The sequence below is a fragment of the Nonomuraea sp. NPDC023979 genome, from assembly GCF_040639085.1.
Taxonomy (GTDB): Bacteria; Actinomycetota; Actinomycetes; order Streptosporangiales; family Streptosporangiaceae; genus Nonomuraea; species Nonomuraea ceibae.
On sequence record NZ_JBEZZG010000010.1, the window covers coordinates 46,063 to 72,315 of the forward strand.

Below are 26,253 nucleotides of genomic sequence, written 5' to 3' on the forward strand. Positions count from 1 at the left end.
TCCATAACGCAGCATGAACGTATGGATCCGCGCTCCCTGCCCCCACGGATGGTGATCGATCCATCGCTGCCCCCGGACATCTCGGCCGAACTGCGCTCCAGCCCTCAGGTGCTCCGCATGGCCAGGACCGGCCGGCGGATGGAGCCCTCCCACTCTTCGACCTGGCTGTTCGTCGTGCCGGGCGCACTGCTGTTCATCTGGCTGGCGACCGGCAGCGTGGCCGGCGTGGCGATGACGGCGGTGGGCCTGAGCCTGATCGCGATGCTGCGGTGGATGGCGGTCGACGCCACCAACCGCGCCGCCAGGCGGCGTCTCCGGCTCGCCTACGAGTACGCCGGCCACTACGTGCTGCCCGAGGACCTCGACCACCCCTGCCAGGTGCTGCTGCGCCGGGCGCAGGCGGCGGCCGACGCGATCCTCGGCTCACAGGTGCACCGGGCCGGACTGATCGACACGACCGACAACCGCGTCACGCTCCCGGAGGAGCTGTGGCAGATCAGCCGGCGGCTGGCCAAGCTGTCGGCCATGCACGCCGAGCACGGCCGGCTGGTCCCCCGCGACCTGCCCTCCGGTCTGGAGGACGCGTTCAAGCCCTACAGCTCGGCGCTCGACGCCGCCTGGACGTCCCTGTGCAGGCGGGTGCGCAACCTGGAGAAGTACGCCAAGCAGGTGGTCAAGGCCGACCGGGTCTTCCACGCGCACCAGCGGCTGGAGGCGCTGGCCGCGCGCACCCCGGACTACCAGCAGCTCGTGGCCGAGACCGTGCGCGACGACCTGGCCCGCGCGCACATCAAGGAGCTGTCCGACCAGGCCACGCAGGTGCGCAGGCTGTTCGAGCAGAGCATCCACGAGGCCAGGCAGGCGGCCGGCGAGCTGCTCAGGTCTCCGCTCGTCTGAGCAGCTCCAGCGTCCTGCTCATGCCCGCCTCGTTGCCCAGGCTGCGGTAGAGGTCCCTGGCCTGGCGCAACGGCGGCACCGCCGGGGCGCGCCGGCCGTTGTCCAGGTGCGCCTCGCCCAGGTAGCGCAGGCTGAGCGCCATCCACCAGCGGTCGCCCAGCTCCTCGAACGCGCCCACGGCCCGGCGCAGCTCGTGCTCGGCCTCCGCCATCCGGCCCAGCCGGCCGAGCGCCCGGCCGATGGAGGCGGCGGTGCGGGCCACCCCCCAGGAGTCGCCGAGCACCGCCAGCATCTCCTCGGCCCGCCGGGCCAGCTCCAGCTCGCGCGGGCCGTTGGCCGGGTCGCCGACCTCGCCCGCGGCGCGCAGGCAGCGGGCCTCCTCCCACAGCTCGCCGCGCTGCCGGAACATCTCGGCCGCCCGGTCCAGGCTGTGGCCGGCCCGGGCGAAGCTGTCCTGCGCGGCCCGGTGCTCACCGGCCCGGCGCAGGCCGCGCGCCTGGGCGGCCAGCACCTCGCCGTAGACGCGCAGCGTCTGCGCCTCCGAGTAGCGGTTGCCCGCCCGCTCGAAGACCTCCAGCGAGTCCTCCAGCAGCCGCCTGGCCTCCTCCGGCCGCCGTTCGGCCAGCCGCAGCTCGGCCAGGTTGCGCTGGGTGCGGGCCATCCACCAGAAGTCCTCCTCGGCCCTGAACGCGGTGATCGCGCCGATGAGATGCTCCTGCGCCCGGTCGAGGTGGCCGTCGCTGAACAGCGTCATGCCGATGGCCCGCATCGCCCTGGCCGCCCACCACGGCTCGCCGAGCTCGGTGAAGACCTCCAGCGCCCACTCGGCGTCCGCGCGGCCCCGCTCCTGCCCGCCCTGACCACCCTGTACGGCGGCGCGGTCGAGCATGGAGATCGCCTGGGCGCGCCGGTCGCCGGCCCGCTCGGCGGCCTCGCAGCCGAGGTCGGCCACCGCGTGCCAGTCGGCCCAGTAGGCGCGCAGCGAGTGGCACAGCGAGCAGAACGCCCTGGCCAGCCCCCAGGTGAGCTCCCACATCTCCAGCTGCCTGGCCAGCGTGATCATCGACATGACCGTGAGCCGCTCGGCGTTGAGCCAGTCGCCGGCGTGGATCTGCCCCTCCGCGCTGGAGCGGCGGCCGCCCTTGCTCCAGTCCTGCGGCCACCGGTCCTGCGCGGCCTCCTCGGCGCGGCGGCGGTAGCCGTGCAGCACCCGCTCGATGGCGTCGCCGCGCCGCTCGGGGTCGTCCTCGCCGGCCAGCTCGGCGGCGAACAGGGCGACGAGGTCGTGCAGCCGGTAGCGCAGCGCGCCGGTGGCGTCGGTGCCGGAGCACTCGGCGAGCTGGGCGTCGATGAGCGCCTCGAGCTGGTCGGCGCCGTCGAGCCCGGAGACGTCGAGCAGCTCCCCGGCGACCCAGGCGGGCACGTCGGGCGCGGGCAGCGCGCTGAGCAGGCGCAGCAGCCGGCGCTGCACGCCGGTGCAGTCGTCGTAGCTGAGCTGGACGGAGGCGCGCACGCTCTTGTCCACGGTGGGCGCGAGTTCGAGCTGGTCGAGGCGGCGGCGCTCGTCGTGCAGCCGGTCGGCCATCTGGCGCAGCGTCCACTGCTCGCGGGTGGCGAGCCGGCCGCCGCAGATGGTGACGGCCAGCGGGAGGTGGTCGCACTGGCGGACGATGCGCCGGGCCGACTCCAGGTCGTCGCTCACCCGGGCGCCGCCGGCCAGCCGGGCCAGCAGCTCCACGCCCTGCGCCTCGCTGAACACGCCGAGCCGCGTGTCGTGGGTGCCGTTCAGGAACAGCGGCTGGCGGGAGGTGACCAGCACCGCGCAGCCGCGCTCGGCCGGGATCAGCGCCTTGACCTGCTCGGCGTCGTGCGCGTTGTCCAGGCCGATGAGGATGCGGCGGCCCTTGGTCCAGGTCAGCCAGAGCTTGCGCAGCTCCTCCAGGCCGCCGGGGTCGATGGTGAGCCGGACGCCGAGCGCGCGCAGGAACCCGGTCAGCACCTCCTCGGGCCGTACCGGGGCGTCGACGCCGCCGCGCAGGTCGGCGTAGAGGCGGCCGTCGGGGAACCAGGCGGCGACCTCGTCCCCGAAGCGGGTCATGAGGGCCGACTTGCCGACGCCGCCGCGCCCGTACAGGGAGACCACGAGCGGCGGGGAGCCGGCGGCGGACCGGCGGCGGGCGGCGAAGACCTCGCGCAGCTCGGCGAGGCTCTCGGCGCGGCCGGTGAAGTGCTCGGGGACGGGCGGCCACTGGTCGGGCGGGCGTGAGGACGGCTCGGCGGGGACGCCGCGCCGGGGCCGGCTCTCGGTGGTGGCCCAGGTGGCCAGGCCGACCAGGAGCGCGGCGGCGGCGGTGACCCCGACCTTGGCCAGGGGCGGGATCTCCCATTCGAGGGCCGCCGCGAGGATGCTGGCCGCGGCGGCCGCGACGCCGGCGGCGACGGGCGCGGCCACCCCGAGCCTGCGCCGGCGCTGCGGCTTGTCCAACTCAGCTGTCACGTACGTGACCCCCCTTCCGGGGGTGATTCAAACCGACGGGGCACGGGCCACGCCAGCCCGTGCCCCGTCGTTCAGCTACAGGCCGATCACGTGACAGGTGGCCGTCATCGACTTGGCCGGGTCGCTCTCCGAGGTGGCGGTCAGCTTGACCCGGGCGAGGCGGGAGCCGCCGTCGCCGCGGAGCGCGTTGACCGTCACCTTGGCGTGCTCGCCGGCGGCGACGGAGGCCAGCGCGTTGGGCAGCTGGGCGGTCCAGCCCTTGCCCGACACCTCGGCCTTGAGACGGTAGACGTCGGAGCCGAGGTAGGCGCTGACGTCCTCGGGGTGCTGCCCGCGCACCGGGCCGGAGCGGCCGGTGTTGAACAGCGGGAACGTGCAGGTGGACAGGTTCTTGCCGGTCGGGACGCCGGCGGCGGGCAGCAGCCGGACGCCGCGCCGCTGCGGGCCCGAGCCGTCGAGGGAGCGGACGGCGACGGTGTAGGACAGCACGCCCTGGCGGTCGCGGTGCACGTCGGTGATGTAGAAGTGCAGCCGGTTGGCCTCGTCGACGTACTCGTACTCGCTGCCGGAGTCGGTGCCGGCGTGGAAGAGGGCGTCGGACAGCTGCCGGTAGTCGCCGATCGTGATCGGCACCTTGGTCCCGTCGGGCATCACGTAGTCGGTCATGCCGATGTCCTGCGGGTTGGCGTCGATCACCCACTCGAACGGGGCGTCGTCGATGTTCTTGGTCTTGGCCAGCAGGACGCCGGAGTCGGGGGTGAAGGAGTCGGTGCCCATCCGGTCCACGACCTCGACGGTGTAGTTGTCGTAGCCGCCGCCGTCGCAGAGCGGGTCGACCTTCTCGTCACAGGAGCCGGTGCTCTCGTCGCGGGTGTCGAACTGGATGTTCACGCCGGCCAGCCCCTTCGGGCCGGGCTGCGCGGCGCGGGCGGTGATCCGGGCGGTGACCAGGCCGGACTCGTCGAGCGCCTCGCGTGACAGGCGCAGCACGTTGGCCTCGTCGACCATCTCCAGCTTGATCTTGTTGCGGAGCATGTGCTGGGCGCCCATCGAGCCGCCGGAGGTGGGCGGGATCAGCCAGCGGGAGTGCGGGCCGCCCGGCCCGTTGAAGCTGCCGCGGCTGAGCATCTCCCAGATGCCGGTGTAGGCGCGCCGGGGTGGCTTCCCGTACGGGTTGTTGTAGTTGTCGGCGATGCCCATGATGTGGCTCAGCTCGTGGGCGTAGACGCCCATGCCGGAGCTCTCGGCCTGCACGGAGTCGACGCCGAAGCGGGCGTTGGGCCAGAAGGTGGAGCCGGACTGCCAGGAGGTCCACTCGACGTAGCGGGTCCTGGACCAGTTGGGCAGCGCGGGGTCGCCCTCGGGGCCCCACTCGTCGGGCACGTCCTCCTTGGTGGGGAACTTCATCATGCCGAACTCCTGCCAGGTCGACGACTCGTCCTGGCCGGCGCTCAGGTAGAAGACGAAGTCGAACTGGTCTGCGGTCTCCTTGCCGACGTCGGCCAGCCAGGCGGCGTTGCCGTCGGCGCGCAGGTTCTTGTTGCAGGAGTCGCCGGAGGGGCAGCCCTCGCCGCCCTGCATCTCCATGGCGTACTCGTGGTCCTTGCCGGGCATCGTGTACGGGCCGAACCCGGTCAGCTCGACGCCGTAGCGTCCGCCGGAGTCCTCCATCCAGTATTCGTGGATGGTGTGACCCCGGTTGAGGTCGTTCGGGGTGTTGAGGAAGTCCTGGTAGAACTTGGCCACCTGGTCGCGCGGCACGTCGTGGGCCTGGGCGCTGGGGTTGGCGAAGATGGTCGAGCCCCGGGGCTGGGTCACCACGAACGGCTGGTTGGGGTAGTCCAGCAGGACGAGGGCGCCCTTGAAGGTGCGCTTGGAGCCCTTGACCGCGGGGTCGTTCCACTTGGTGCCGGGGATCTGCTTGTAGTCCGCCCACGTCATGTGATCGGGGTTGACCCAGTTCTGCGGGTCGATCGGCTTGACGCCGGTGGACGGGCGGTCGCGGCGCAGCGACGGGGCCTCCTCAGGCGCGTCGCGCTGCCACGGCTGGGTCTGCGGCCAGTGCTCCAGCCGCCAGGGGTGCTCGGGGTCGTCTGCGGGGGGTGCTGCGGAAGCGGGGGTCGCCATCAGGCTCAGCGGGATCGTCACGATGACCGCTAGCAAGCCTTTGAGCAGCTTCTTCGGGGCGTTCACGAGTTGACGGTATAGACCCTATTGACCGAGATCACCGTTCAGTTGTAGGGAAGAGCTGTAGTGGCCGTTCCGACATTTGTTGAAATACCCACATCAAGGGGCGTCTGTGGCGGATCTTCAGCGGATCGTCGACGAGCTCGCCGCTCGGCTCGAGCGTCCGCTGCTGCTGGAGGACCGCCTGCAACGGGTCGTCGCCTACAGCGAGCAGAACGGCGTCATGGACGACATCCGCCGCGACTCCATCCTGCGCCGCCACACCACGCCGGAGGTCCGCCAGTGGCTGCGCGACGCCGGGGCGCACGACTCCCCCGGCCCGCTGCGCACCCCGGGCGCGCCCCACCTCGGCCTGCTGCCGCGCGTGTGCGTCCCGGTACGGCACGAGGCCGGGCTGCTGGGCTTCCTGTGGTTCATCGACGCCCCGCCGCCCATGACCGCCGACCAGGTCGAGGAGGCCGCGGCGGCGGCACCCGGGCTGGCCCTGGCGCTCTACCACGAGAGCCTGGCCACCGGCCTGGCCTCGCACCGGGAGCTGGAGGCGGTGACCGGGCTGCTGCGCGGCGAGCGCGACGCGGCCAGGCAGCTCATCGAGGCCGGCGCGTTCCCGCAGGGCCAGCCGGTGACCGCGCTGGTCGCCAGGCAGCCGTCGGGCGAGCCGGACGAGGCGGTGCGGCTGGCGCTGGAGCAGGGCCTGCTGGCGGTGCGGCGGCGGCTGAGCGGCCACCATCCGCTGCACCTGGTCCGCTACGACCACGCCGTGCTGCTCGTGTCCGGCGCCCCGTTCGCGCCGGACGAGCTGCACGCCGCCCTGTCGGTCCGGGTCGTCGTCGGCGTCGGGCGGCCCAGGCCGTCGCTGGCCGAGGCGGCGGGCTCGTACGCCGAGGCCCGGCACGCGGCCGAGGTGGCGGCGCGGGTGCCCGGGCTCGGGCACACGGCCCGCTGGGACCGGCTCGGCGTCTACCGGATGCTCACCGGGCTCCCCGACCACGAGCTGCACCCCGGGCTGGAGCTGCTGCTCGCCGAGGATCAGCACCTGCCGCTGCTGGAGACGCTGGAGACGTACCTGGACCTGGCGGGCAGCGCGGTGGCGACCTCGCGGGCGCTGCGGCTGCACCGGACCTCGCTCTACTACCGGCTGCAACGGGTGGAGGAGCTGGCCCGCACGGACCTCAAGGACGGCGGCGAGCGGCTGGCGCTCCACCTGAGCCTCAAGCTGGCCCGGCTGTCGGGCCGTTACCGCCCGCGTGGCGTTCACCAGGTGATTGCGCAGGTAGGACAAGACCCCGTTTAATGCCATAAAGGGGACAATCCGCCAGTCGAGACGGGAGCTCCGATGAGGTCCGCGCGGCGTTCCGGAACCACGCTGAACGCCCGCGCGCCCGCGCCCGTCGTCCTGCACTCCGCCCCGCTCGTCCTGCCCATCACCGCCGGACCGGTCCGCGACGGCGCCGTCGCCGTGCGGGGCGAGCGGGTGCTGGCGGTGGGCCCCCGGGCGGAGCTGCTGGCCTCCTGCCCCGTCGCGAGCGAGCGGCGCTGGCCGGGGACGATCGTCGCGGGGCTGGTCGACGCCTGCGCCGCGCCGGGCCCGCCCGCCCCCGGGGTCACCGCGCGGGCCGTCGTGGCCGCCGACCCCGGCGCGCTCCCCGGCGTCTGCTACGCCGAGGTGCGCTGCGCCTCGGAGCGGGAGTGGGAGGAACGCGGGCGCGACGCCCTCATCACCGCGATCCGCGAGGTGGACCGGCCGTGCGGCGTCGGCGTCGCGCCGGTCACCCGCGACCCGCACGTGCTGGAGGACGTGGCGGTGCTGGCCAGGACGTTCGGCCTGCGGCTGCTGGTGCGTCTCGACCGGCACGCGCCCGCCGCCCTCGACGAGGCGGGCCTGCTCGGCCCGCACTGCCACGTCGCCTGCGCCCGGGCCCTGGACCCCGGCGAGCGCAAGCTCCTGCGCCTGCGCGGCGCCGCCGTCGCCCTGTGCCCGTCGCCGCCGTACCCGGAGGAGTGGCTGGCGCTGCTGGACGAGGGCAACGTCCTGGCGTTCGGCACCGGCCCCGGGGACGCGCCCGCGGCCGGCCCGCTCGCCCGGGCGGCGGCCGTACGCGAGGGCGTGCGCGGGCTCGGCGGCCGGGTGCGGGACCTGGACGAGCGGCTGGTGCGGGCGGCGACGCTGGGCGGGGCGCGGGCGCTGGGGATGGCGGGCGGGCCGGGCGGCGCGGGCTCGCTGCACGCCGGGGGCCGGGCCGACTTCGCGGTCTTCGACGCCCGGGGACGCTACCCGTACGCGGCCCTGCTGGGCGGGCCCGGCTGCCTGGGCACCGTCGTCGGCGGCCGGACGGTCACCTGAGCCCTTCAGGAGAACTGGCCGTCCACCGCCCGCAGCAGCTCCTTGAGCCGGTCGCGCTCGTCCTCGGACAGGACCGCGAACAGCTCCTGCCCGGCCCGGCGGCGCGCCTCGCGGGCGCGCTCGACGGCGGCGCGGCCCGCGCCGGTGAGGACGACCAGCGTCGAGCGGCGGTTGGCCGGGTCGACCTCCCGGCGCACCAGCCCCGCCTCCTCCAGCGCGTCGGCGACGGGCGTGACCGACCGCGGCACGATGCGCAGCGCCTCGGCGAGCTGGACCATCCTGAGCGGGCGCCCCGCGTCGGCGAGCGCGCGCAGCGCCCGCGCCTGGCCCGGGTTGAGGCCGTGCGGCTCCAGCAGGTGCGCGTAGCGGTGCCGCAGCCGCCGCCCGACCTGATGGAACAGCTCGGCGAGCTCCGTGTCCTCCATGACGCCAGCTTACTGAGGTAACCTCAGTTTGAGACAACATCAGAAACGAGGTACCGATTTGGCCGATGAGCCACGGGCGCCCCTGCGGCGCATCATCACCCTCTTCCGCCCCTACCGCGGCCGCCTGGCCCTGGTCGGCGCGCTGATCCTGCTGGCCTCCCTGGTCTCGCTCGCCTCGCCGTTCCTGCTGCGCGAGGTGCTGGACGTGGCGATCCCGAACCGCGACACCGGCCTGCTCACGCTGCTCGCGCTCGGCATGATCGCCGTCGCCGTCACCACCAGCGTGTTCGACGTGGTGCAGACGCTGGTGTCCACCACCGTCGGCCAGCACGTCATGCACGACCTGCGCACCGCCGTCTACGGCCACCTCCAGCGCATGTCCCTGGCCTTCTTCACGCGCACGAGGACGGGCGAGATCCAGTCGCGCATCGCCAACGACATCGGCGGCATGCAGGCGGTCGTCACCTCGACCGCCACCTCCCTGGTGTCCAACCTGACCACGGTGATCGCCACGATCGTCGCGATGCTCGCGCTCGACTGGCGGCTGACGGCGGTCTCGCTCCTGCTGCTGCCGCTGTTCGTGTGGATCAGCCGCAAGGTGGGCCGCGAGCGCAAGCGCATCACCGCCGAGCGGCAGCGCAAGCTGGCGGCGATCTCCGCCATGGTGCAGGAGTCGCTGTCGATCAGCGGCATCCTGCTCGGCCGGACGATGGGCCGCGCCGAGGACCTGGCCGGGCGCTTCGCCCGCTCCTCCGACGAGCTTGCCGCGCTGGGCGTCAAGGCGAGCATGGCCGGGCGGTGGCGGCAGTCGACCATCCAGGTGATCATGGCGGCGATGCCCGCGGCCGTCTACTGGGCGGTCGGCCACACCGGCGCGATCTCGGTCGGCACCCTGGTGGCCTTCACCACGTTGCAGGCCGCGCTGTTCAGGCCCACGGTGTCGCTGCTGCGGCTGGGCGTGGAGGTGCAGAGCTCGCTGGCGCTGTTCGGGCGCATCTTCGAGTACCTGGACCTGCCCGTCGACATCCGCCCCGGCACCCGCACGCTGCGCGAGGTGCGCGGCGAGGTCCGCTTCGAGGGCGTCGGCTTCTCCTACGGCGACGCGCCCACGCTCAGCGGGATCGACATCACCGTCCCGGCGGGCGGCAGCCTGGCCGTGGTGGGCGAGACGGGCTCCGGCAAGACGACGCTCGGCTACCTGCCGCCCCGGCTGTACGACGTGGCCGAGGGGCGGGTCACGATCGACGGCGTGGACGTGCGCGAGCTGACCTTCGAGTCGCTGGCCGAGACGATCGGCGTGGTGTCGCAGGAGACGTACCTCTTCCACGCCTCGATCGCGGACAACCTGCGCTTCGGCGCCCCGTCGGCCACCGACGAGGAGGTCGAGGCGGCGGCGCGGGCGGCCCGCATCCACGACCACATCGCCGCGCTGCCCGACGGCTACGACACGCTCGTGGGCGAGCGCGGCCACCGCTTCTCCGGCGGCGAGAAGCAGCGACTGGCCATCGCCCGCACGCTGCTGCGCGACCCGCCGGTGCTGATCCTGGACGAGGCCACCAGCGCGCTCGACACCCAGACCGAGCGGGCCGTCCAGGAGGCCCTCGACGCGCTGGCCAGGGGCCGCACCACGATCACGATCGCGCACCGCCTGTCGACGATCCGCGACGCCGATGAGATCGTCGTGCTGGACGGCGGCCGGGTGGTCGAGCGCGGCACCCACGATGCGCTCATGGCCGCCGGCGGGCACTACGCGGCTCTGGCCAACCGGGATAGCCCACTCGAACTGGTCTGATTCCCGATCCGGTGCCATATTCGCGACAGGCGAGGGATGCCGGAGGGGGACATGACCGGTCTGCGCAGCTTTCCCGAGGGCACCTTCCTCCATTACCTGCCGCCCGCCGTGCGCGAGCGGCTGCTGGCCCTGGGCGCCGAGGCCCGCTACGCGGCCGGGCAGGTGCTGATGCGCCAGGGCGAGGCCAGCACGCCGATCTTCGTGCTGCTGGAGGGCGTGGCCAAGGTGTCGGCCAGGCCCGGCGGCGGCCACGAATCGCTGCTGGCCGTCCGGGTGGCGGGTGACGTGGTGGGCGACATGGTGCCGCTCACGCACAGCCTGCACGCGGCCACCGTGACCACCTGCGGCGCCGTGCGCGCCTCGGTCGTCAGCGGGCCGGCGTTCCTGGACTTCGTCCGGGGCTCGGCGCCCGCAGGACTGGCGATGAGCCGGTTCATCGTGGACCGGCTGCGCTGGGCCGAGCAGAGCAGGCTCGACCTGGCCGGCTACGACACGGGGGCGTGCCTGGCACGGCTGCTGCTGTCGCTGGCCGGGCGGCACGGCAGGCACGGGACCCGGGGCCTGGACGTCGGCGTGCCGCTGTCGGGGCCGGAGCTGGCGGCGCTGGCGGGCGCCGACCCGGACCTGACCGCCAAAGCCCTGCGCGACCTGCGGCGACGCCGGCTGATCCGGCCGGTCGACGGGCGGATCGAGATCCTGGACGTGACGGCGCTGGCGACCCTGGCCGACTTCCGCGCGTTTTAAACGTGACTTACCTCACTTTTCGGACATACCGGAATCCGTGTCCGTAAAGAGGGTGTTCACCACCTGTCGCCCCCGTCAAGCACAGGAAAAGTCTTGTCCCTCACCTCCTCCACGTTCCGCGCCCTCCGTCATCACAACTACCGGCTCTGGGCAGGCGCGGACCTGGTCTCCATCACCGGCACCTGGATGCAGGTCCTCGGGGTCAACTGGCTCGTGCTGTCCATGACGGGGTCGGCCACCAGCATGGGTCTCAGCCTGGTCATGCAGGCGCTGCCGACGCTGCTGCTGGGCATGTGGGGCGGGGCGCTGGCCGACCGGCTGCCGAGCCGCCCGGTGGTGATCGCGGCCCAGCTCGCCCAGGCCGCGCTGGCCGCCGTGCTGGCCGTGATCGCGCTGACGGGCGTGGACTCCGTGCTGCCCATCTACGCGGTGGCGCTGGCGGGCGGCGTCGTCTCGGCGCTCGGCGGGCCCGCGCTCGGCCGGTTCGGCGCGGAGGTGGTGCCGCGAGAGGACCTGCCGAACGCGATGGCGCTCGGCTCCGTCATCAACTCCGCCGGACGTATCCTGGGCATGTCGATCGCGGGCGTGATGCTGCCCGTCACCGGTCAGGGCGGGCTGTTCGTGATCAACGCGGTCACGTTCTTCGCGGTGATCGCGGCGGTCGCCGCCATGCGGGCGTCGGAGTTCCACGAGCTGGAGAGCGCCGAGCGCGAGCCCGGCGCCATCGCCGCCGGGCTCCGCTACGTGCTGCGGACCCCGTGGCTGCTGGTGATGCTGGCGCTGTCGCTGGTGCTGGGCAGCCTGGGGCGCAACTACCAGGTCACCATGGCCGCGATGAGCGCGGGCCCGCTGGAGGGCGGCGCGGGCGGCTACGGCCTGCTCTCCACGGTCTTCGCCGTGGGCACCGTGGTGGGCGGCGTCATCACCGCCTCCCGCGCGCGGCTGACGCTGCGGCTGCTGCTCGGCTCCGCCCTCGCCATCAGCGTCCTGCAGGCGCTGAGCGGGCTGCTGCCGACCCTGCCCGCGTTCGCCGTCGCCATGCTGCCGATCGCGGCCGGGGCCATCCTGGTGGACACCACGGTCTCGGCGCGGGCACAGCTCGACAGCCCCGACGCCATGCGCGGCCGGGTCATCGCCGCGGTCGGCATGGTCGGCGCGGCCTCGGGGGCGCTCGGCGGCCCGGTGCTCGGCTGGCTGAGCGACACCTTCGGCCCGCGCGCGGCCCTGGAGGCGGGCGGCGTGGCCTGCGTGGCGGCGACGCTGCTGGCCGCCGTGGCGTTCGCCAGGCTCGCCCGCCGCCCCGCCCCCGCCCCGGCCCTGCAGCCCGCCCTGCAGCCCGTACGGCCCGCGCCCGCCCGCACGCTGAACCCGGTTCTGGAGAACGCCTGACCAATGCCCGCCACCGTGATTGGACCGCCGCCGGCGGGGTAGCCCCGGTGCTCATGACAAGCGACGTCATCTCCCTCATCACCCAGGACCACCGCGAGGTCGAAGCCCTCTTCGAACGGCTCAGGAGCGGCCAGGGCGACCAGGCCGCCACCGCGGCCGAGCTGCACGCCCTGCTCACCGCCCACTCCCGCGCCGAGGAGGACCGCGTCTACCCCCAGCTCGACGCCCACCACGGCGTGGAGGAGCACAAGGAGGCCGAGGTCCTGCTCGACTCCCTGGTACGCGCCGAGCCCGGCACCGCGGAGTTCCGCCAGACCCTCCAGCAGCTTGAGGACGCGGTCACCCACCACGTCAAGGAGGAAGAGGACGAACTCCTCCCCCAGCTGACCGAGTCCGCGACCCCCGAACGGCTGCGCGAGCTCGGCCAGGCGTTCAAGCAGCGCCGCGACGAGGAGCTGCGCGCGCTGACCGTCACCGGCGAGACCAAGGCCGAACTGTACGAGCAGGCGCAGCGCGCCGACATCCCCGGCAGGTCGCGGATGGACAAGCAGGAACTGCGTGACGCCCTGCGGCAGGCCGGAACCTAGGATTCCGGCCCGTCCACGGGGTAGGGGACGCGTATGACCGAACAGCCTCCGGACCGATACGGATACAGCGACGAGCAGGGGATCACGGTCGAGGAATGGACCGACGACCGGGGTCTCAACTACGAGATCACCGAGGACGATCCCCGGCATCGCGACTCACTCGACGAACGGCTCAGACGCGAGCTGCCCGACAGGCTGCGCCACGCGCCCCGGCCCGAGCACCGGCTGACCCAGCCGGACGAGGGCCTGGAGGCCGACGCGGAGGACCGCGAGATCGGCTCCGACTGGGGCGAGGACGGCGGCGACCTGTCGGCCGAGGAACGCGCCGTGCACATCGAGCGCGACGACGAGTGACTCCCCGCCGTCAGGCCATGCCGCGCAGGGCGGGGAGCAGGGCGTGCAGGTCGTCGACGATGACGTCGGCGACCTGGGCGGCCTGTGCCCGCTCGGCGTGCAGGTAGCCCCACGGCCCCCGGCGCAGCAGCGCCGTGCGCATGCCCGCCGCCGAGGCCGGCAGCACGTCGTTGTCCAGCCGGTCCCCCACGTACAGGATCTCCCCCGGCTGCCGCCCGGCGACCGCCGCGACCTTGGCGAAGAACTCCGGCGCGGGCTTGGCCACCCCCCACCCGTCGGAGGTGTGCACCGAGTCGACCGGCAGCTCCATCGCCACCAGCGCGTCGTAGGCCCGCTCCGGCTGGTTGCCCGCGATGATCACCTGGTAGCCGGCCGCCCGCAGCGCGGCGAGCGCCTCCCGCACGTCCGGGTAGAGGTCGTCGGCGTCGAAATGGTTGCGCAGGCTGCCGGGCTCGTCCCGCTCCCACGCCGCGTTCTCCGCCTCGAAGTCGAAGCCGGGCCGGACGAGCTCGAACGCCTCGCTGTGGGACCGGTCGAGCGCGGCCATCCCGCCGAGCGCGCCCATCAGCACGAACCTGGGCACCCCGAGCCGGTCGGCCCACCGCGACCAGATGCGCGTCTCGTCGATGAGCGTCTCACCGACGTCCAGCACCACTGCCTTGATCATCAAAACCCATCCGTTATCTGGAATTTTCCCTCCACTGTACGGATCCGCCGGAGTGGCCAGTGATGCCCCCGGGGTAGGTGTGGTTCGACAGCCAGGGGGGACCTCATGAAGCCTGAGACCGACGCCAAGGACACCCAGCTCCGCCAGTATCGGGTGCCGCTGGACGACGCGCCCATGACCACGGACCAGGGCTGCCCGGTCGACGACACCGACAACTCGTTGAAGGCCGGCACCCGGGGTCCGACCATCATGGAGGACTTCCACTTCCGCGAGAAGGTCACCCGCTTCGACCACGAGCGCATCCCCGAGCGGGTCGTGCACGCCCGGGGCTCGGGCGCGTACGGCTACTTCCAGGTCTACGAGTCGATGGCCGACGTGACGTGCGCCGAGTTCCTGAACGACACGACGGCGCGGACCCCCGTGTTCGTGCGCTTCTCCACCGTGGCGGGCTCGCGCGGGTCGGCCGACACCGTGCGCGACGTGCGCGGCTTCGCCACCAAGTTCTACACCAGCCAGGGCAACTTCGACCTGGTCGGCAACAACTTCCCCGTCTTCTTCATCCAGGACGGCATCAAGTTCCCCGACTTCGTGCACGCCGTCAAGCCGGAGCCGCACAACGAGATCCCGCAGGCGCAGTCGGCGCACGACACGTTCTGGGACTTCGTCCAGATGCAGCCCGAGACGATGCACATGGTCATGTGGCTGATGTCGGACCGGGCCATCCCGCGCTCGTACCGGATGATGCAGGGCTTCGGCGTGCACACGTTCCGGTTCGTCAGCAACGTGGGGCGGGCCACGTTCGTCAAGTTCCACTGGCGGCCCGTGCTCGGCACCCACTCGCTGGTGTGGGACGAGGTGCTGCGCATCCAGGGCAACGACCCCGACTTCAACCGGCGCGACCTGTGGGAGGCCATCGAGCGGGGCGCCTACCCGGAGTACGAGCTGTGCGTGCAGCTCGTGCCCGAGTCGGCCGAGCACGACTTCGACTTCGACCTGCTCGACGCCACGAAGATCATCCCCGAGGAGCAGGTGCCGCTGAAGCCCATCGGCAGGATGGTGCTCAACCGCAACCCGCAGAACTTCTTCGCCGAGACCGAGCAGGTCGCCTTCCACCTCGGCAACGTGGTGCCCGGCATCGACTTCACCAACGACCCGCTGCTCCAGGGCAGGCTCTTCTCCTACCTGGACACCCAGCTGCTGCGCCTGGGCGGGCCGAACTTCCCGCAGATCCCCGTCAACCAGCCCGTCAGCCCGGTGCGCAACGACCAGCGTGACGGCTTCCACCAGCACCTCATCCACGAGTCGCGCACCAGCTACGCGATCAACTCCATCAGCGGCGGCTGCCCCGCCGCCATCGACGGCTACAAGCACTACCAGGAGAAGATCGACGGAACCAAGATCCGCAAGCGCAGCCCCAGCTTCGAGGACCACTACACCCAGGCCACGCTCTTCTGGAACAGCATGGCCGACTGGGAGAAGCGGCACATCGTCTCGGCGTTCCTGTTCGAGCTGGGACACGTCGAGCGCAAGCACATCAAGGAGGGCGTGCTCAAGCAGCTCGGCTCCGTCCATCCCGACCTGGCCGAGCAGGTCGCCCACGGCCTCGGCCTGCCGGTGCCGCAGGGCGGCCCGGTGCACTCCGACGCCTCGCCCGCGCTCAGCATGACGAACCAGCCCGGCGGCGTCGCCACCCGCAAGATCGCCATCCTCATGGCCGACGGCACCGACGCCGCCGCCGTCACCGCGCTCAAGCAGGCGCTGGAGGGGCAGGGCGCGATCTGCGAGATCATCGCGCCGCACGAGGGCTCGATCGGCGGCATCCCGGTCGACCGCCAGCTCAGCGCCGCCAACTCGGTCCTGTACGACGCGGTCGTGGCCGCCGACGGCCAGGCCCTGGCCGCCATGGGCCGCGCCCAGTTCTGGATCATGGAGGCGTACAAGCACGGCAAGCCCATCGGCGCCGTCGGCTCCGGCGCGCAGCTCGTGGAGGCCGCCCGCCTGCCCGGCAGCACCGGCGTCGTCACCGGCGACGACATCGCCCAGCCGTTCGCCGAGGCCGTCGCCGCCCACCGCTTCTACGACCGGGACGTGTCCAGCCTTCCCGCGTGAAATACTGAGCGTGCCTGCTCGAACACGAAGGGACATGTTCATGGCGACCATGACGATCAGCAAGCCGGAGCCCGCCGTGAGCGACACCGCACCGCATCATCTCCGAGACGTCTTCGACGCCCTACCCCCCCTGCCCGGCGTCCGGGCAGAGGTCATCGAAGGGAAGGTCATCTTGAGCCCACTAGGCACCCCCGAGCACCACCGCATGGCCATGGAACTGGCCTACGAGCTCCTTCCGCTCAGCAGGGAGCGCGGATGGTGGCAGTCCGCAGGCGGCGTGAGCCTCTGCATCGAAGGCCCCCGCGACTCCTATCAGCCCGACTACCTGCTCGCACCCGCCGACTGCCCCCGCTGGGGGCATCTCGAGCTGCTGTCCTCCGGCATTTTCGTGGCCGCCGAGGTGGTCTCGCCGAGCAGCGCCCACGACGACCGCCAGGAGAAGCCCAAGGGCTACGCGGTCGGCAAGGTGCCGATCTACCTGCTCATCGACCCGATCGGCGACGAGCCGGGCGTGACCGTCTACAGCAAGCCGGTCGACGGCGCCTACACCTCGATGACCAAGGTGACGGTCGGCTCGCCGATCACCCTGCCCGAGCCGGTCGGGTTCGAGCTGGACACGTCGATCTTCAAGGGCTGAGCCTGTCCATCGCCTTGGCGATGCGCTTCTCCGACACCGGGGTCGGGGTGCCGAGCGTCTGGGCGAAGAAGCTGACCCGCAGTTCCTCGATCATCCACCGGATCTCCACCACGTCCGGGTCGGAGCGCCTGGCCGGGTGCAGGCGGTCGAGAAGGTCCTGGTAGTCGTCCTCCACCCGGTGCACCCGGTCCATCCACTCCTCGTCGCGCCACGGCTCCTCGGGCAGCTTGGTGAGGCGGCGCTCGACGGCACGCAGATAGCGCAGGATGTCGGGGAGGCGGCGGTGGCCGGTCGCGGTGACGAACCCCGGGAAGACGAGCCTGCCGAGCTGGTCGCGTACGTCCTGGGTGGAGGCGCCGGCGCGCAGGCCGTCCAGGCGGGTGCCGATGGCGTGCCAGACGGTGAGGATCTGCTCCACCCGCGACAGCACCTCGGCGGAGGTGTCCCACAGGTGGGCCCGTACGTGCTGGTAGAGGCGGTCGAAGGCGACCGGGTCCCAGGCGGGGCCGCCGACGTCGTTCGTCAGCTTGTCGACGGAGGCGTTGACGATGTCGTCGAACAGCGCGACCGCGCCGCCGTGGGGGCTGCGTGACAGCGCGAGCTTGGCCTGGTTGGACAGGCCGCCGAGCAGCGACCTGGCCGGGTTGGTGACGTTGAGCAGCAGCAGGCGGCGGGTGCCGGTCCAATGGGAGCGGCGCTGTTCGGCCTCCGTCTCGAAGATCTTGATGGAGACGGAGTCGCCGGCGTCGACGAGCGCCGGGTAGCCCTTCATGCGGCCCTGCTCGAACACCTTGGGCAGGGTGCCGAAGCTCCACGTGGTCAGGCCGGTGCGCTCCAGGTCGTCGCCCGCCTGCGAGAGCGACTTGCGCAGGCGCGGCGCCAGGCGCCGCTTGAGCGCGTCGAGGTCCTTGTCCTCGGCGATCGTGCGCTTGCGCTCGTCGATCACCCGGTACGTGATCCGCAGGTGGTCGGGGATCTGGTCGAGCTGCCAGGCGTCGTGCGGCACGCGGACGCCGGTCAGCCGCAGCAGCTCGCGCTCGACGGCCTCCAGCAGCGGCTCGCCGCCCTGCTTGACGGCGGCCAGCACCTGCTTGGCGTAGTTGGGGGCGGGCACGAAGTTGCGGCGCAAATGTTTGGGCAGCGAGCGGATGAGCGCGGTGATGAGCTCCTCGCGCAGGCCGGGGATCTGCCAGTCGAACCCGTCGGAGTTGATCTGGTTGAGCACCTGCAGCGGCACGTGCACGGTGACGCCGTCGGCGTCGGCCCCGGGCTCGAACTGGTAGGTCAGCTTCATCCGCTGGCCGAGCTGCCGCCAGGTGTCGGGGTAGTCGCGGGCGCTGACGTCGGCGCCCTCGTTGACGAGCATGTCGGGCGAGAACGTGAGCAGCTCCGGCTGCTCGGTGCGCGCCTTCTTCCACCAGGCGTCGAAGTGCCGGGCGGAGACGACGTCGGCGGGCACCCGCTGGTCGTAGAAGTCGAACAGCGCCTCGTCGTCGACCATGATGTCGCGGCGGCGGGCCCGGTTCTCCAGCTCCTCGACCTCTTCGAGCAGCTTGCGGTTGGCCTTGAGGAAGCTGTGGTGGCTGTCCCAGTCGCCTTCGACGAGGGCGTGCCGGATGAACAGCTCGCGCGACAGGTCGGGGTCGATCCGGCCGTAGTTGACCTTGCGGCCGACCACGAGCGGCAGCCCGTACAGGGTGACCTTCTCCAGCGCGATCACCGCGCCCTGGTTCTTCTCCCAGTGGGGCTCGGAGTAGGAGCGTTTGACCAGGTGCTGGGCGAGCGGCTCGACCCAGTCGGGCTCGATCTTGGCGTTGACCCGCGCCCACAGCCGGGACGTCTCGACCAGCTCGGCCGACATCACCCACTGCGGCTGCTTCTTGGCCAGCGCGGAGCCGGGGAAGATGGCGAAGCGGGCGTTGCGCGCGCCGATGTACTCCTGGACGGGGCGGCGGCCTCCGTCACCGCGCTTGTCCATGACGTCCTTGACGCCGATGTGCGACAGCAGCCCGACCAGGAGCGAGGCGTGCACCTGGCGCGGGTCGGCCGTCTCGGTGCCGGGGTGGGCGCCGAGCGACTGGCGGATCTGGCTGTAGATGTCCTGCCATTCGCGCACGCGCAGGTAGTTGAGGAACTCGGCCTTGCACATGCGGCGGAACGCGCTGGACGACAGCTCCTGCTGCTTCTCCCGCAGGTGGTTCCACAGGTTGACGTAGGACAGGAAGTCCGACTCGGGGTCGGCGAAGCGGCGGTGCTTCTCGTCGGCCTGCTGCTGCTTGTCGGAGGGCCGCTCGCGCGGGTCCTGGATCGACAGGGCGGCGGCGATGACCATGACCTCGCGCAGGCAGCCGTTGTGCTCGGCCTCCAGCACCATGCGGCCCAGGCGCGGGTCGACGGGCAGCGCGGCGAGCTTGCGGCCGATGGGCGTGAGCTTGCCGTGGGCGTCGAACGCGCCCAGCTCGTGCAGCAGGTTGACGCCGTCCTTGACCTGGCGGCGGTCGGGCGGCTCGACGAACGGGAACGCCTCGATGTCGCCCAGCCCGATGGAGGTCATCTGCAGGATGACCGAGGCCAGGTTGGTGCGCAGAATCTCCGGGTCGGTGAACTCCGGCCGCGCCAGGAAGTCCTCCTCCTCGTACAGCCGGATGGCGATGCCGTCGGAGGTGCGGCCGGAGCGGCCCTTGCGCTGGTTGGCGCTGGCCTGCGAGATGGCCTCGATGGGCAGGCGCTGCACCTTGGTGCGGTGGCTGTAGCGGGAGATGCGGGCGTAGCCGGGGTCGACGACGTACTTGATGCCGGGGACGGTCAGCGACGTCTCGGCCACGTTGGTGGCGAGCACGATGCGGCGGCCGGTGTGGCGCTGGAAGACGCGGTGCTGCTCGGCGGCGCTCAGCCGGGAGTAGAGCGGCAGGATCTCGGTGTTGCGGAACTCGGCCTTGGCCAGCGCGTCGGCGGCGTCGCGGATCTCCCGCTCGCCGCTGAGGAAGACGAGGATGTCGCCGGGGCCTTCGCCGATCAGCTCGCGGCAGGCGTGCACGATGCCCTGCGTCTGGTCGTCCTCGTCGTCGAGCGGCCGGTAGCGGACCTCGACGGGGTAGGTGCGGCCGGACACCTCAATGATCGGCGCGTCGTCGAAGTGGCGGGAGAACCGCTCGGGGTCGATGGTGGCGCTGGTGATGACGACCTTGAGGTCGGGCCGCTGCGGCAGGAGCTGCTTGAGGTAGCCGAGGATGAAGTCGATGTTGAGGCTGCGCTCGTGCGCCTCGTCGATGATCAGCGTGTCGTACTGCTCCAGCAGCCGGTCGTGCTGCAGCTCGGCGAGCAGGATGCCGTCGGTCATCAGCTTGACCAGGGTGCGGTCGCTCGCCTGGTCGGTGAAGCGGACCTTGTAGCCGACGGCCTGGCCGAGCTCGGTGCCGAGCTCCTCGGCGATGCGCTCGGCCACGGTGCGGGCGGCGATGCGGCGCGGCTGGGTGTGGCCGATCAGCCCGCGCACGCCCCGGCCCAGCTCCAGGCAGATCTTGGGGATCTGGGTGGTCTTGCCGGACCCGGTCTCACCGGCGATGATCACGACCTGGTGGTCGCGGATGGCCGCCAGGATGTCGTCCTTGCGCTGCGAGACCGGCAGGTTGTCCGGGTAGGTGACGACCGGCAGGGCCTCGCGGCGTCGCGCGAGCCGCTGCTCGGCGCGTTCGACGTCGGCGAGGATCTCCGCGGCGATCTTCTCGCGCGCCTCGCGGGAGCGCACCCGGCGCACGCCGTCGAGCCTGCGCCGCAGCCGCCGCTGGTCGCGCGGCATCAGACCGGGCAGGCGGGACTGGAGCTCGGTGAGTGGAGAGGACAACGCAGGAGTTCCCATACTGCTTCAAGGATATTCGGGCCCCGCTCGCCGGGAGCCAACGGCCCATCGTGCCCCACCGCGCGGCGCGGCGCATCCCAATATCGGGGCCCCCGTCGTGCCGCTGGGTGACCGTGGCCCGCCACGACCGGCCCACTCTCCCCAGAGTTGAGTCGTGGCGGGCCACGGTCACGTCTATGAGACTCCTGGAACAGCCTCCGGGTTGCCTCTGTTTGATCACGTTTACGGCAGCGCTGTGCTGCGCCGATTACCGGCTGTCGCGGCGGCCCCGACGATGCCCGCCTCGTTGCGCAGCGCGGCGGGGATGACGGGCACGCCCACCTGGACGTACGGCAGGAACTTGTCGGCCTTCTTGCTGACCCCGCCGCCGATGATGATCAGCGACGGCGACAGCAGCATCACCACGTGCTCCAGGTAGTCCTGGACGCGCCCGGCCCACTCCCGCCAGCCGAGGTCGTGCTCCTCGCGGGCCCGGTCGGAGGCGCGGTGCTCGGCGTCGTGGCCGTGCAGCTCCAGGTGGCCCAGCTCGGTGTTGGGCACGAGCACGCCGTCGACGAACAGCGCGCTGCCGATCCCGGTGCCGAACGTGAGCATGAGCACGGTGCCGCGCTCCCCGCGCCCCTTGCCGTAGGTCATCTCCGCCAGCCCGGCCGCGTCGGCGTCGTTGACCACGGCCGCCCCGCCGAACAGCTCGGCGGCGTCGGCCCCGGCCCACGACTCGTGCAGGTTGACGGCGTCGCGCATCACGCCGCCGTGCACCACGCCGGGCACGGCCACCCCGACGGGGCCCGTCCAGGCGAAGTGCTCGACGATCCGCCCCACCTCGGCGGCGACCGCCCCGGGCACGGCGGGGCGCGGCGTCGGCACGCGCAGCCGCTCCCGGGTGAGCTCGCCGGTCTCCAGGTCGACGGGCGCGCCCTTGATGCCCGATCCGCCGATGTCGATGCCCAGCACGTCCATGCGTCTTCCACTCCCCCGTACACGGCCGCGAAACGCCTCCAGGGACCCTAACTGAACCCGGGAGGCGGCTCTCGCGTATCTCGCGTCACAAGCGCTATCAAGGAGGTACGGATGCGGTCACGCATCATCGCCCTGGGCGCTGTCGCGGTCGTCATGGGCAGCACTCTCAACACCCCCGCACAGGCCACGAGCCACCGCACCCGGTTCGACGTCGTCAACCTGGTGTCGGACGTCAAGGGCAAGGCGGCGCTCACCGATCCCAAGCTGGTCAACCCCTGGGGGCTGGCCATGGGCAAGACGCTGTGGGTGTCCAACACGGGCACCGGCAGCGCCACCGTCTACTCCGGCCAGGGCAAGAAGGAGGCGACGGAGGTGGTCGTGCCGGGCGGCGCCCCGACCGGCCAGGTGTTCAACCCCGGCGACGGCTTCACCGTCAAGGGCAGGCCCGCCACGTTCGTCTTCTCCAGCCCGAGCGGTGCGATCAGCGGCTGGAACGCCGAGGCCGACCCGAAGAACGCGATCATCGGCGCGTTCACGCGCGGCGCCGACTACAAGGGCCTGGCGCTGGCCGAGACGGACGACGGCGACTTCCTGCTGGCGGCCGACTTCGCGGGCGGCCGGATCCACGCCTTCGACGCCGACTTCCGGCGGGTGCGGCTGTCGCGCTCGCAGTTCAGGGACGCGGCGGTGCCGGCGAACTACTCGCCGTTCAACGTGGCCGTGGTCAACGGCAACGTGTGGGTGGCGTACGCGCTGCGCGACCCGAAGACCGGCAAGTCGGTCGCCGGGGCGGGCAAGGGCTTCGTCAGCCGCTTCGACCTCGACGGCAGGCTGACCGGGCGCATCGCGCGGACCGGCCTGAACGCGCCGTGGGCGATCACCAAGGCGCCGCGCCGCCTCGGCCAGTACGCGGGCGCGCTGCTGGTCGGCAACTTCGGCGACGGCACCATCCACGCCTACCGCGGCAACCGCCACCTGGGCGCGCTGCGCACCGCCGGCGGCAAGGCGATCACGCTGCCGGGGCTGTGGGACCTGGAGCCCGGCACGGCGGCGAACGGCGGCGAGAACGCGCTGTGGTTCTCGGCCGGCCTGGAGGGCGGCACGCACGGCCTGCTCGGCGTGATCCGCCCGGCGGGCTCCCGTCCCGCCGCCCCGGCCACCAAGGCCCCGACGAAGGCCCCCACGAAGGCCCCCAGCCAGCCGTACGGCGGCTACTGACCCTCCGGCGTTCCCGGCGCGCGGCCCCCGGCCCGCGCCGGGAGCCGGGGGCCAGGGCCTAGAGTCGGGTACGTGACCGAGACCTTCAGCGCATGGCTGCGCGAGCAGTGCGAGCCCGAGTGGACGGCGGTGGTGACCCACCCGTTCGCCACGGCGATCACGACGGGTGAGGCCGACATGCGGCGCTACCTGGAGCAGGACTTCCAGTTCGTCGACTCCTTCACCGCGCTCCTCGGCGCGGCCGTCGCCTGTGCCGACACCTTCGAGGCGCGCGTCCCGTACGGGCAGTTCCTCGGCCAGGTGGCGACGACGGAGGAGAAGACGTACTTCCACCGGGCGCTGGCGGCGCTCGGCGGCAGCACGCAGGCGGCGACGGAGCCGGTGACGGCGGAGTTCCGGCAGCTCATGGACGAGGTGCGCGCCTCTCAGGACTACCCGTCGATCGCGGCGGTGCTGTGCGTGGCCGAGTGGTCCTACCTCGGCTGGGCGTCCAGGGCGGTCGAGCCGCTGCCGGAGGGCTTCGTGCACCGGGAGTGGATCGGGCTGCACGAGGGCCCCGAGTTCCGCGCGTGGGTGGACTTCCTGCGCGGCGAGCTGGACCGGCTCGGGCCGGGGCTCGGCGAGGCGGGCAGGCGGCGCGTGCTGGAGGTGTTCGGCCGGGCGGTCGAACTGGAGCGCCGCTTCTTCGACATGGCCCTCGGCTAGCCGGGGGCGTCAGACATGGCCCTCGGCTGACCGAGGGCGGCAGGCACGGCCCTCAGTCAGCCGAGGGCTGCGGCCAGGTCGGCGGCCTGCCGGTAGTGGACTCCGGTCATGCCGAGGGCGACGGCGGCGGCGACGTTCTCGGCGCGGTCGTCGACGAACAGGCAGCGCTCGGGCGCGGCCCCGGCGAGCTCGGCGGCGATCTCGTAGATGCGCCGGTCGGGCTTGGCGACGCCGACGCGGGCGCTGCTGACGACGGCGTCGGCGAAGTAGGTGAGGCCGAGCCGGTCGAGGTGCTCGTCCAGGCTGTCCATGGCGTTGGTGACGATGATCACCGGGGCGTGCTCCTGGGCCTTGGCGAGCAGGGCCCTGACCTCCTCGTCGACCCGGAACGGCACGGCGGCGAACTCGGCGGCGGCCTGCCTGGCGCGCTCGTCGCCGCCCAGCGCGGCGGCGACGGAGTCGACCCACTGCGCCTCGGTGATGCGGCCGAGCGTGGCCGGGGAGAGAATCTCGGGGGCGAAGGCGGTGCGCCGCACGGGGAGGCCGTAGCGGGCCTCGATGGCGTCCTGGACGTCGAGGTCGAACAGGCGCAGGACGCCGTCGAGGTCACACAGCACGGCGTCGTACGAGAACGCGCCCGCAGGGGTCCGGCCGGCGGGGGTCTGGCCGGCGGGGGTCGCTTCGGTGGAGGTCACAGCCATCCATTGTGCCGTGCGAGCCTGGCGGCCTCGATGCGGTTGCGGGTGTGGGTCTTGCCGATGGCCGACGACAGGTGGTTGCGCACCGTGCTCTCCGACAGGTGCAGCCGGGCGGCCACGTCGGCGATGGTGGCGCCGTCGAGCGCGGCGGCGAGCACGTCGCGCTCGCGGTCGGTGAGCGGGCTGGGCCCGGCGCGCAGCGCGGCGGCGGCCAGGGCGGGGTCGACGATCCGCTCCCCCGCCGCGATCCGGCGGACGGCGGCGGCCAGTTCCTCGACGGGCCCGTCCTTGACCAGGAACCCGGCGGCCCCGGCCTCCATCGCGCGGCGCAGGTAGCCCGGCCGGGCGAAGGTGGTGAGGATCAGCACCGCGCACTCCGGCCGCGCGGCCCGCAGCTCCGGCAGCACGTCGAGGCCGGAGCGGCCGGGCAGCTCGATGTCGAGCAGCGCCACGTCGGGCCGGTGGGTCTCGGCGGCCGCCATGATCGCGTCGCCGGACGACACCTGGGCGACGATCTCCAGGTCGTCCTCCAGCCCGAGGAGCAGGGCCAGCGCGTCGCGCATCATGCCCTGGTCCTCGGCGATCAGGAGCTTGATCAACGCCGTCCTACTTCCAGAAACCGAGCCGGTGCCTGGCAGCGTAGTCGATGACGCGGATCTTGCCGGGTTCCAGCGCGAGCGTGCCGGAGGAGGCGCGGGGCCAGGTGGGCAGGCCGTCGCCGTTGGGGTCGCCGGCGCGGGCGAAGTTGGTCCAGTAGCCGATCATCCGGTCCGACAGCGCGCGCTGGGCGGGCGGGAGCGGGGTGTCCTTCTCCTCGAAGAGGTACGGCAGGTCGCCCGCGTGGTAGGCGCCCCAGTCGAAGCCGGTCTCCAGCGGCAGGAACATCGGCGCGTCGCGGTCGGCGAACTCGTAGCCGTACACGGGTACGTGCCGGGCCAGGAGCGTGTTCTGTTCGTGGGTGGCGCGGGCCCACATGCGGTCGGTGAGGACGGTGGCCCACGCAATACTAGGAGACTTATACCGATTTACCGGGTACTTACGAAGAATGTCAGGTGCCTTCCTGCCGAACGCTTCCCGTACAAGTTTGGGATAATTCGGCGTTTTACCCTGAATGTCGTAATTCATCGCGACAAAGAGGCGATGCTCATCCCGGGTCGCCCCGGCCAGCACCGGCACCCGGTGGAAGCGGCCCTTGCGCAGGGCCTCGTCCGGCGACTGCGGCAGCACCCGGTTGCCGTACGCGTACACCTGGAACACGTTCATGATCTGCGGCACGTCGAGGATCTTCTTGACCGGGAGCGCGCGCAGGCACGCCAGGCTGTCGCAGCCGAGCTGCCGGGCGTACGCCTCGCCCAGGGCCGCGATCTCGGCCTTCGGCCGCCACATGAACGACGGCAGCGCCTCCAGGCCCGGCACCATGCTGCCGGCGGGCATGTCCATCATGGCCTCGCCGCTCTGCATGATCGCCCGGTGGAACAGGCCCTTGGCGCCCGGCGAGGTGAGCAGCGCGCCGATGGACGAGGCCCCGTAGGAGATGCCGAACACGGTCACGTTGCCCGGGTCGCCGCCGAAGGCCGCCGCGTTGCGCCGCACCCAGCGCAGCGCCTCGGTCTGGTCCTGGAGCCCGTACGTGCCGCCGTCGGCCAGGCCCGGATGCCCGAAGCCGCCGAACACGCCGAGCCGGTAGTTGATCGTCACGACCACCGTGCCCTGGGCGGCCAGCCGGCGGGCGTCGGAGTAGTGCCCGGCGCCGAGCGCGCCGTCGCCGTGCAGCCACACCATCACCGGCCGCCGCATGCCCGGCTTGGCGGGCTCGGCGGGGGTGGTCACGTTCAGGAACAGGCAGTCCTCGTCCTCGCTGCGGACGGGCGCGTACGGCGAGCCGACCTGCGGGCACATCGCGCCGGGCGCGGTGGCGTCGCGGACGCCCTGCCAGGCCGGGGCCGGGCGGGGCGGCTCCCAGCGGCCGGCGGTCGCGTAGCGGATGCCCTGGAAGATCCGGTGCTCGCCGGACACGCTGCCGCGCACCGTCCCGGCGTCGGTCCGGACGACCGCGGGGTCCGGGGCGGCCTGGGTGCTCGTCGCGGTCCCGCAGGCGGTGAGCAGGACGGCCAGTGCGAGAAGTGTTCTCATGCCTCAACGGTCGCGGAAGCGCCCGGGGCGCCGGAAGGTTCATGCATCCGG

At 72.4% G+C, this 26,253-nt stretch carries 21 protein-coding genes; 12 read left to right on the forward strand and 9 right to left on the reverse strand.

Annotated elements, in window-relative coordinates:
* Positions 1-21 precede the first annotated feature (21 nt).
* Entirely contained in the window at positions 22-897 is an 876-nt protein-coding gene (locus tag AB0G11_RS19600; protein WP_219511602.1) for a hypothetical protein, read from the forward strand.
* On the opposite strand, the gene AB0G11_RS19605 is transcribed toward AB0G11_RS19600, so the two are convergent.
* Positions 878-3,394, reverse strand: a complete 2,517-nt coding sequence (locus AB0G11_RS19605) for a tetratricopeptide repeat protein (protein ID WP_357587248.1) — start codon at positions 3,392-3,394, stop codon at positions 878-880. The genes AB0G11_RS19600 and AB0G11_RS19605 overlap by 20 nt on opposite strands.
* A gap of 75 nt (positions 3,395-3,469) precedes the next feature.
* Positions 3,470-5,587: a M6 family metalloprotease domain-containing protein gene (locus tag AB0G11_RS19610; protein WP_308126075.1), complete on the reverse strand. Its 2,118-nt coding sequence runs from the start codon at positions 5,585-5,587 to the stop codon at positions 3,470-3,472.
* A gap of 106 nt (positions 5,588-5,693) precedes the next feature.
* Here AB0G11_RS19610 and AB0G11_RS19615 point away from each other — a divergent pair, with 106 nt between their 5' ends.
* Together AB0G11_RS19615 and AB0G11_RS19620 are read left to right on the forward strand one after the other, a co-directional pair.
* On the forward strand, positions 5,694-6,875 hold the full coding sequence (locus AB0G11_RS19615; protein ID WP_357587250.1) for a helix-turn-helix domain-containing protein: 1,182 nt from the start codon (positions 5,694-5,696) through the stop codon (positions 6,873-6,875).
* A gap of 42 nt (positions 6,876-6,917) precedes the next feature.
* On the forward strand, positions 6,918-7,925 hold the full coding sequence (locus AB0G11_RS19620) for a hypothetical protein (protein WP_357587252.1): 1,008 nt from the start codon (positions 6,918-6,920) through the stop codon (positions 7,923-7,925).
* Positions 7,926-7,930: 5 nt separating this feature from the next.
* Here the strand turns inward: AB0G11_RS19620 and AB0G11_RS19625 are convergent, their stop codons facing one another.
* On the reverse strand, positions 7,931-8,350 hold the full coding sequence (locus tag AB0G11_RS19625) for a MarR family transcriptional regulator (protein ID WP_357587254.1): 420 nt from the start codon (positions 8,348-8,350) through the stop codon (positions 7,931-7,933).
* 58 nt (positions 8,351-8,408) lie between these two features.
* On the opposite strand from AB0G11_RS19625, the gene AB0G11_RS19630 reads away from it, so the two are divergent.
* The 5 genes from AB0G11_RS19630 (at position 8,409) to AB0G11_RS19650 (ending at position 13,216) form a co-directional block, all read left to right on the forward strand.
* Complete coding sequence (locus tag AB0G11_RS19630; protein WP_357587256.1) at positions 8,409-10,142, forward strand: ABC transporter ATP-binding protein; 1,734 nt, start codon at positions 8,409-8,411, stop codon at positions 10,140-10,142.
* 51 nt (positions 10,143-10,193) lie between these two features.
* On the forward strand, positions 10,194-10,886 hold the full coding sequence (locus AB0G11_RS19635; protein ID WP_357587258.1) for a Crp/Fnr family transcriptional regulator: 693 nt from the start codon (positions 10,194-10,196) through the stop codon (positions 10,884-10,886).
* A 93-nt stretch (positions 10,887-10,979) separates the two neighbouring features.
* Positions 10,980-12,275, forward strand: a complete 1,296-nt coding sequence (locus AB0G11_RS19640; protein WP_357587260.1) for an MFS transporter — start codon at positions 10,980-10,982, stop codon at positions 12,273-12,275.
* A 53-nt stretch (positions 12,276-12,328) separates the two neighbouring features.
* Positions 12,329-12,862 carry a hemerythrin domain-containing protein gene (locus AB0G11_RS19645; RefSeq protein ID WP_357587262.1) on the forward strand — a complete coding sequence of 178 codons (534 nt, stop codon included), beginning with the start codon at positions 12,329-12,331 and terminating at the stop codon, positions 12,860-12,862.
* Positions 12,863-12,895: 33 nt separating this feature from the next.
* A complete protein-coding gene (locus AB0G11_RS19650) occupies positions 12,896-13,216 on the forward strand; it encodes a DUF5709 domain-containing protein (RefSeq protein WP_219511585.1) in 321 nt (106 codons plus the stop codon).
* Between the two features lie 10 nt (positions 13,217-13,226).
* Here AB0G11_RS19650 and AB0G11_RS19655 read toward each other — a convergent pair whose 3' ends face one another.
* On the reverse strand, positions 13,227-13,883 hold the full coding sequence (locus AB0G11_RS19655) for an HAD family hydrolase (RefSeq protein ID WP_219511584.1): 657 nt from the start codon (positions 13,881-13,883) through the stop codon (positions 13,227-13,229).
* A 105-nt stretch (positions 13,884-13,988) separates the two neighbouring features.
* Between AB0G11_RS19655 and AB0G11_RS19660 the strand changes: the two genes are divergently transcribed.
* Positions 13,989-15,992, forward strand: a complete 2,004-nt coding sequence (locus AB0G11_RS19660; RefSeq protein WP_357587264.1) for a catalase — start codon at positions 13,989-13,991, stop codon at positions 15,990-15,992.
* A gap of 40 nt (positions 15,993-16,032) precedes the next feature.
* On the forward strand, positions 16,033-16,629 hold the full coding sequence (locus tag AB0G11_RS19665; RefSeq protein ID WP_219511582.1) for a Uma2 family endonuclease: 597 nt from the start codon (positions 16,033-16,035) through the stop codon (positions 16,627-16,629).
* On the opposite strand, the gene hrpA is transcribed toward AB0G11_RS19665, so the two are convergent.
* Together hrpA and ppgK are read right to left on the reverse strand one after the other, a co-directional pair.
* Positions 16,619-20,488, reverse strand: a complete 3,870-nt coding sequence (hrpA, locus tag AB0G11_RS19670; protein ID WP_357587265.1) for an ATP-dependent RNA helicase HrpA — start codon at positions 20,486-20,488, stop codon at positions 16,619-16,621. The genes AB0G11_RS19665 and hrpA overlap by 11 nt on opposite strands.
* Positions 20,489-20,710: 222 nt before the next feature.
* A complete protein-coding gene (gene ppgK / locus AB0G11_RS19675) occupies positions 20,711-21,448 on the reverse strand; it encodes a polyphosphate--glucose phosphotransferase (RefSeq protein WP_219511580.1) in 738 nt (245 codons plus the stop codon).
* A 111-nt stretch (positions 21,449-21,559) separates the two neighbouring features.
* On the opposite strand from ppgK, the gene AB0G11_RS19680 reads away from it, so the two are divergent.
* A complete protein-coding gene (locus AB0G11_RS19680; RefSeq protein ID WP_357587267.1) occupies positions 21,560-22,666 on the forward strand; it encodes a TIGR03118 family protein in 1,107 nt (368 codons plus the stop codon).
* A gap of 72 nt (positions 22,667-22,738) precedes the next feature.
* Entirely contained in the window at positions 22,739-23,371 is a 633-nt protein-coding gene (locus tag AB0G11_RS19685; protein WP_219511578.1) for a TenA family protein, read from the forward strand.
* Positions 23,372-23,427: 56 nt separating this feature from the next.
* Here the strand turns inward: AB0G11_RS19685 and AB0G11_RS19690 are convergent, their stop codons facing one another.
* The 3 genes from AB0G11_RS19690 to AB0G11_RS19700 are packed head-to-tail and all read right to left on the reverse strand — an operon-like array spanning position 23,428 to position 26,202.
* On the reverse strand, positions 23,428-24,066 hold the full coding sequence (locus AB0G11_RS19690) for an HAD-IA family hydrolase (RefSeq protein ID WP_357587269.1): 639 nt from the start codon (positions 24,064-24,066) through the stop codon (positions 23,428-23,430).
* Positions 24,063-24,668 (reverse strand): response regulator transcription factor, encoded by a 606-nt coding sequence (locus AB0G11_RS19695; RefSeq protein WP_357587271.1) that lies wholly within the window; start codon positions 24,666-24,668, stop codon positions 24,063-24,065. Before AB0G11_RS19695 ends, AB0G11_RS19690 begins: the two co-directional genes overlap by 4 nt.
* Positions 24,669-24,675: 7 nt before the next feature.
* Positions 24,676-26,202 carry a carboxylesterase family protein gene (locus tag AB0G11_RS19700; protein WP_357587274.1) on the reverse strand — a complete coding sequence of 509 codons (1,527 nt, stop codon included), beginning with the start codon at positions 26,200-26,202 and terminating at the stop codon, positions 24,676-24,678.
* Positions 26,203-26,253 lie beyond the last annotated feature (51 nt).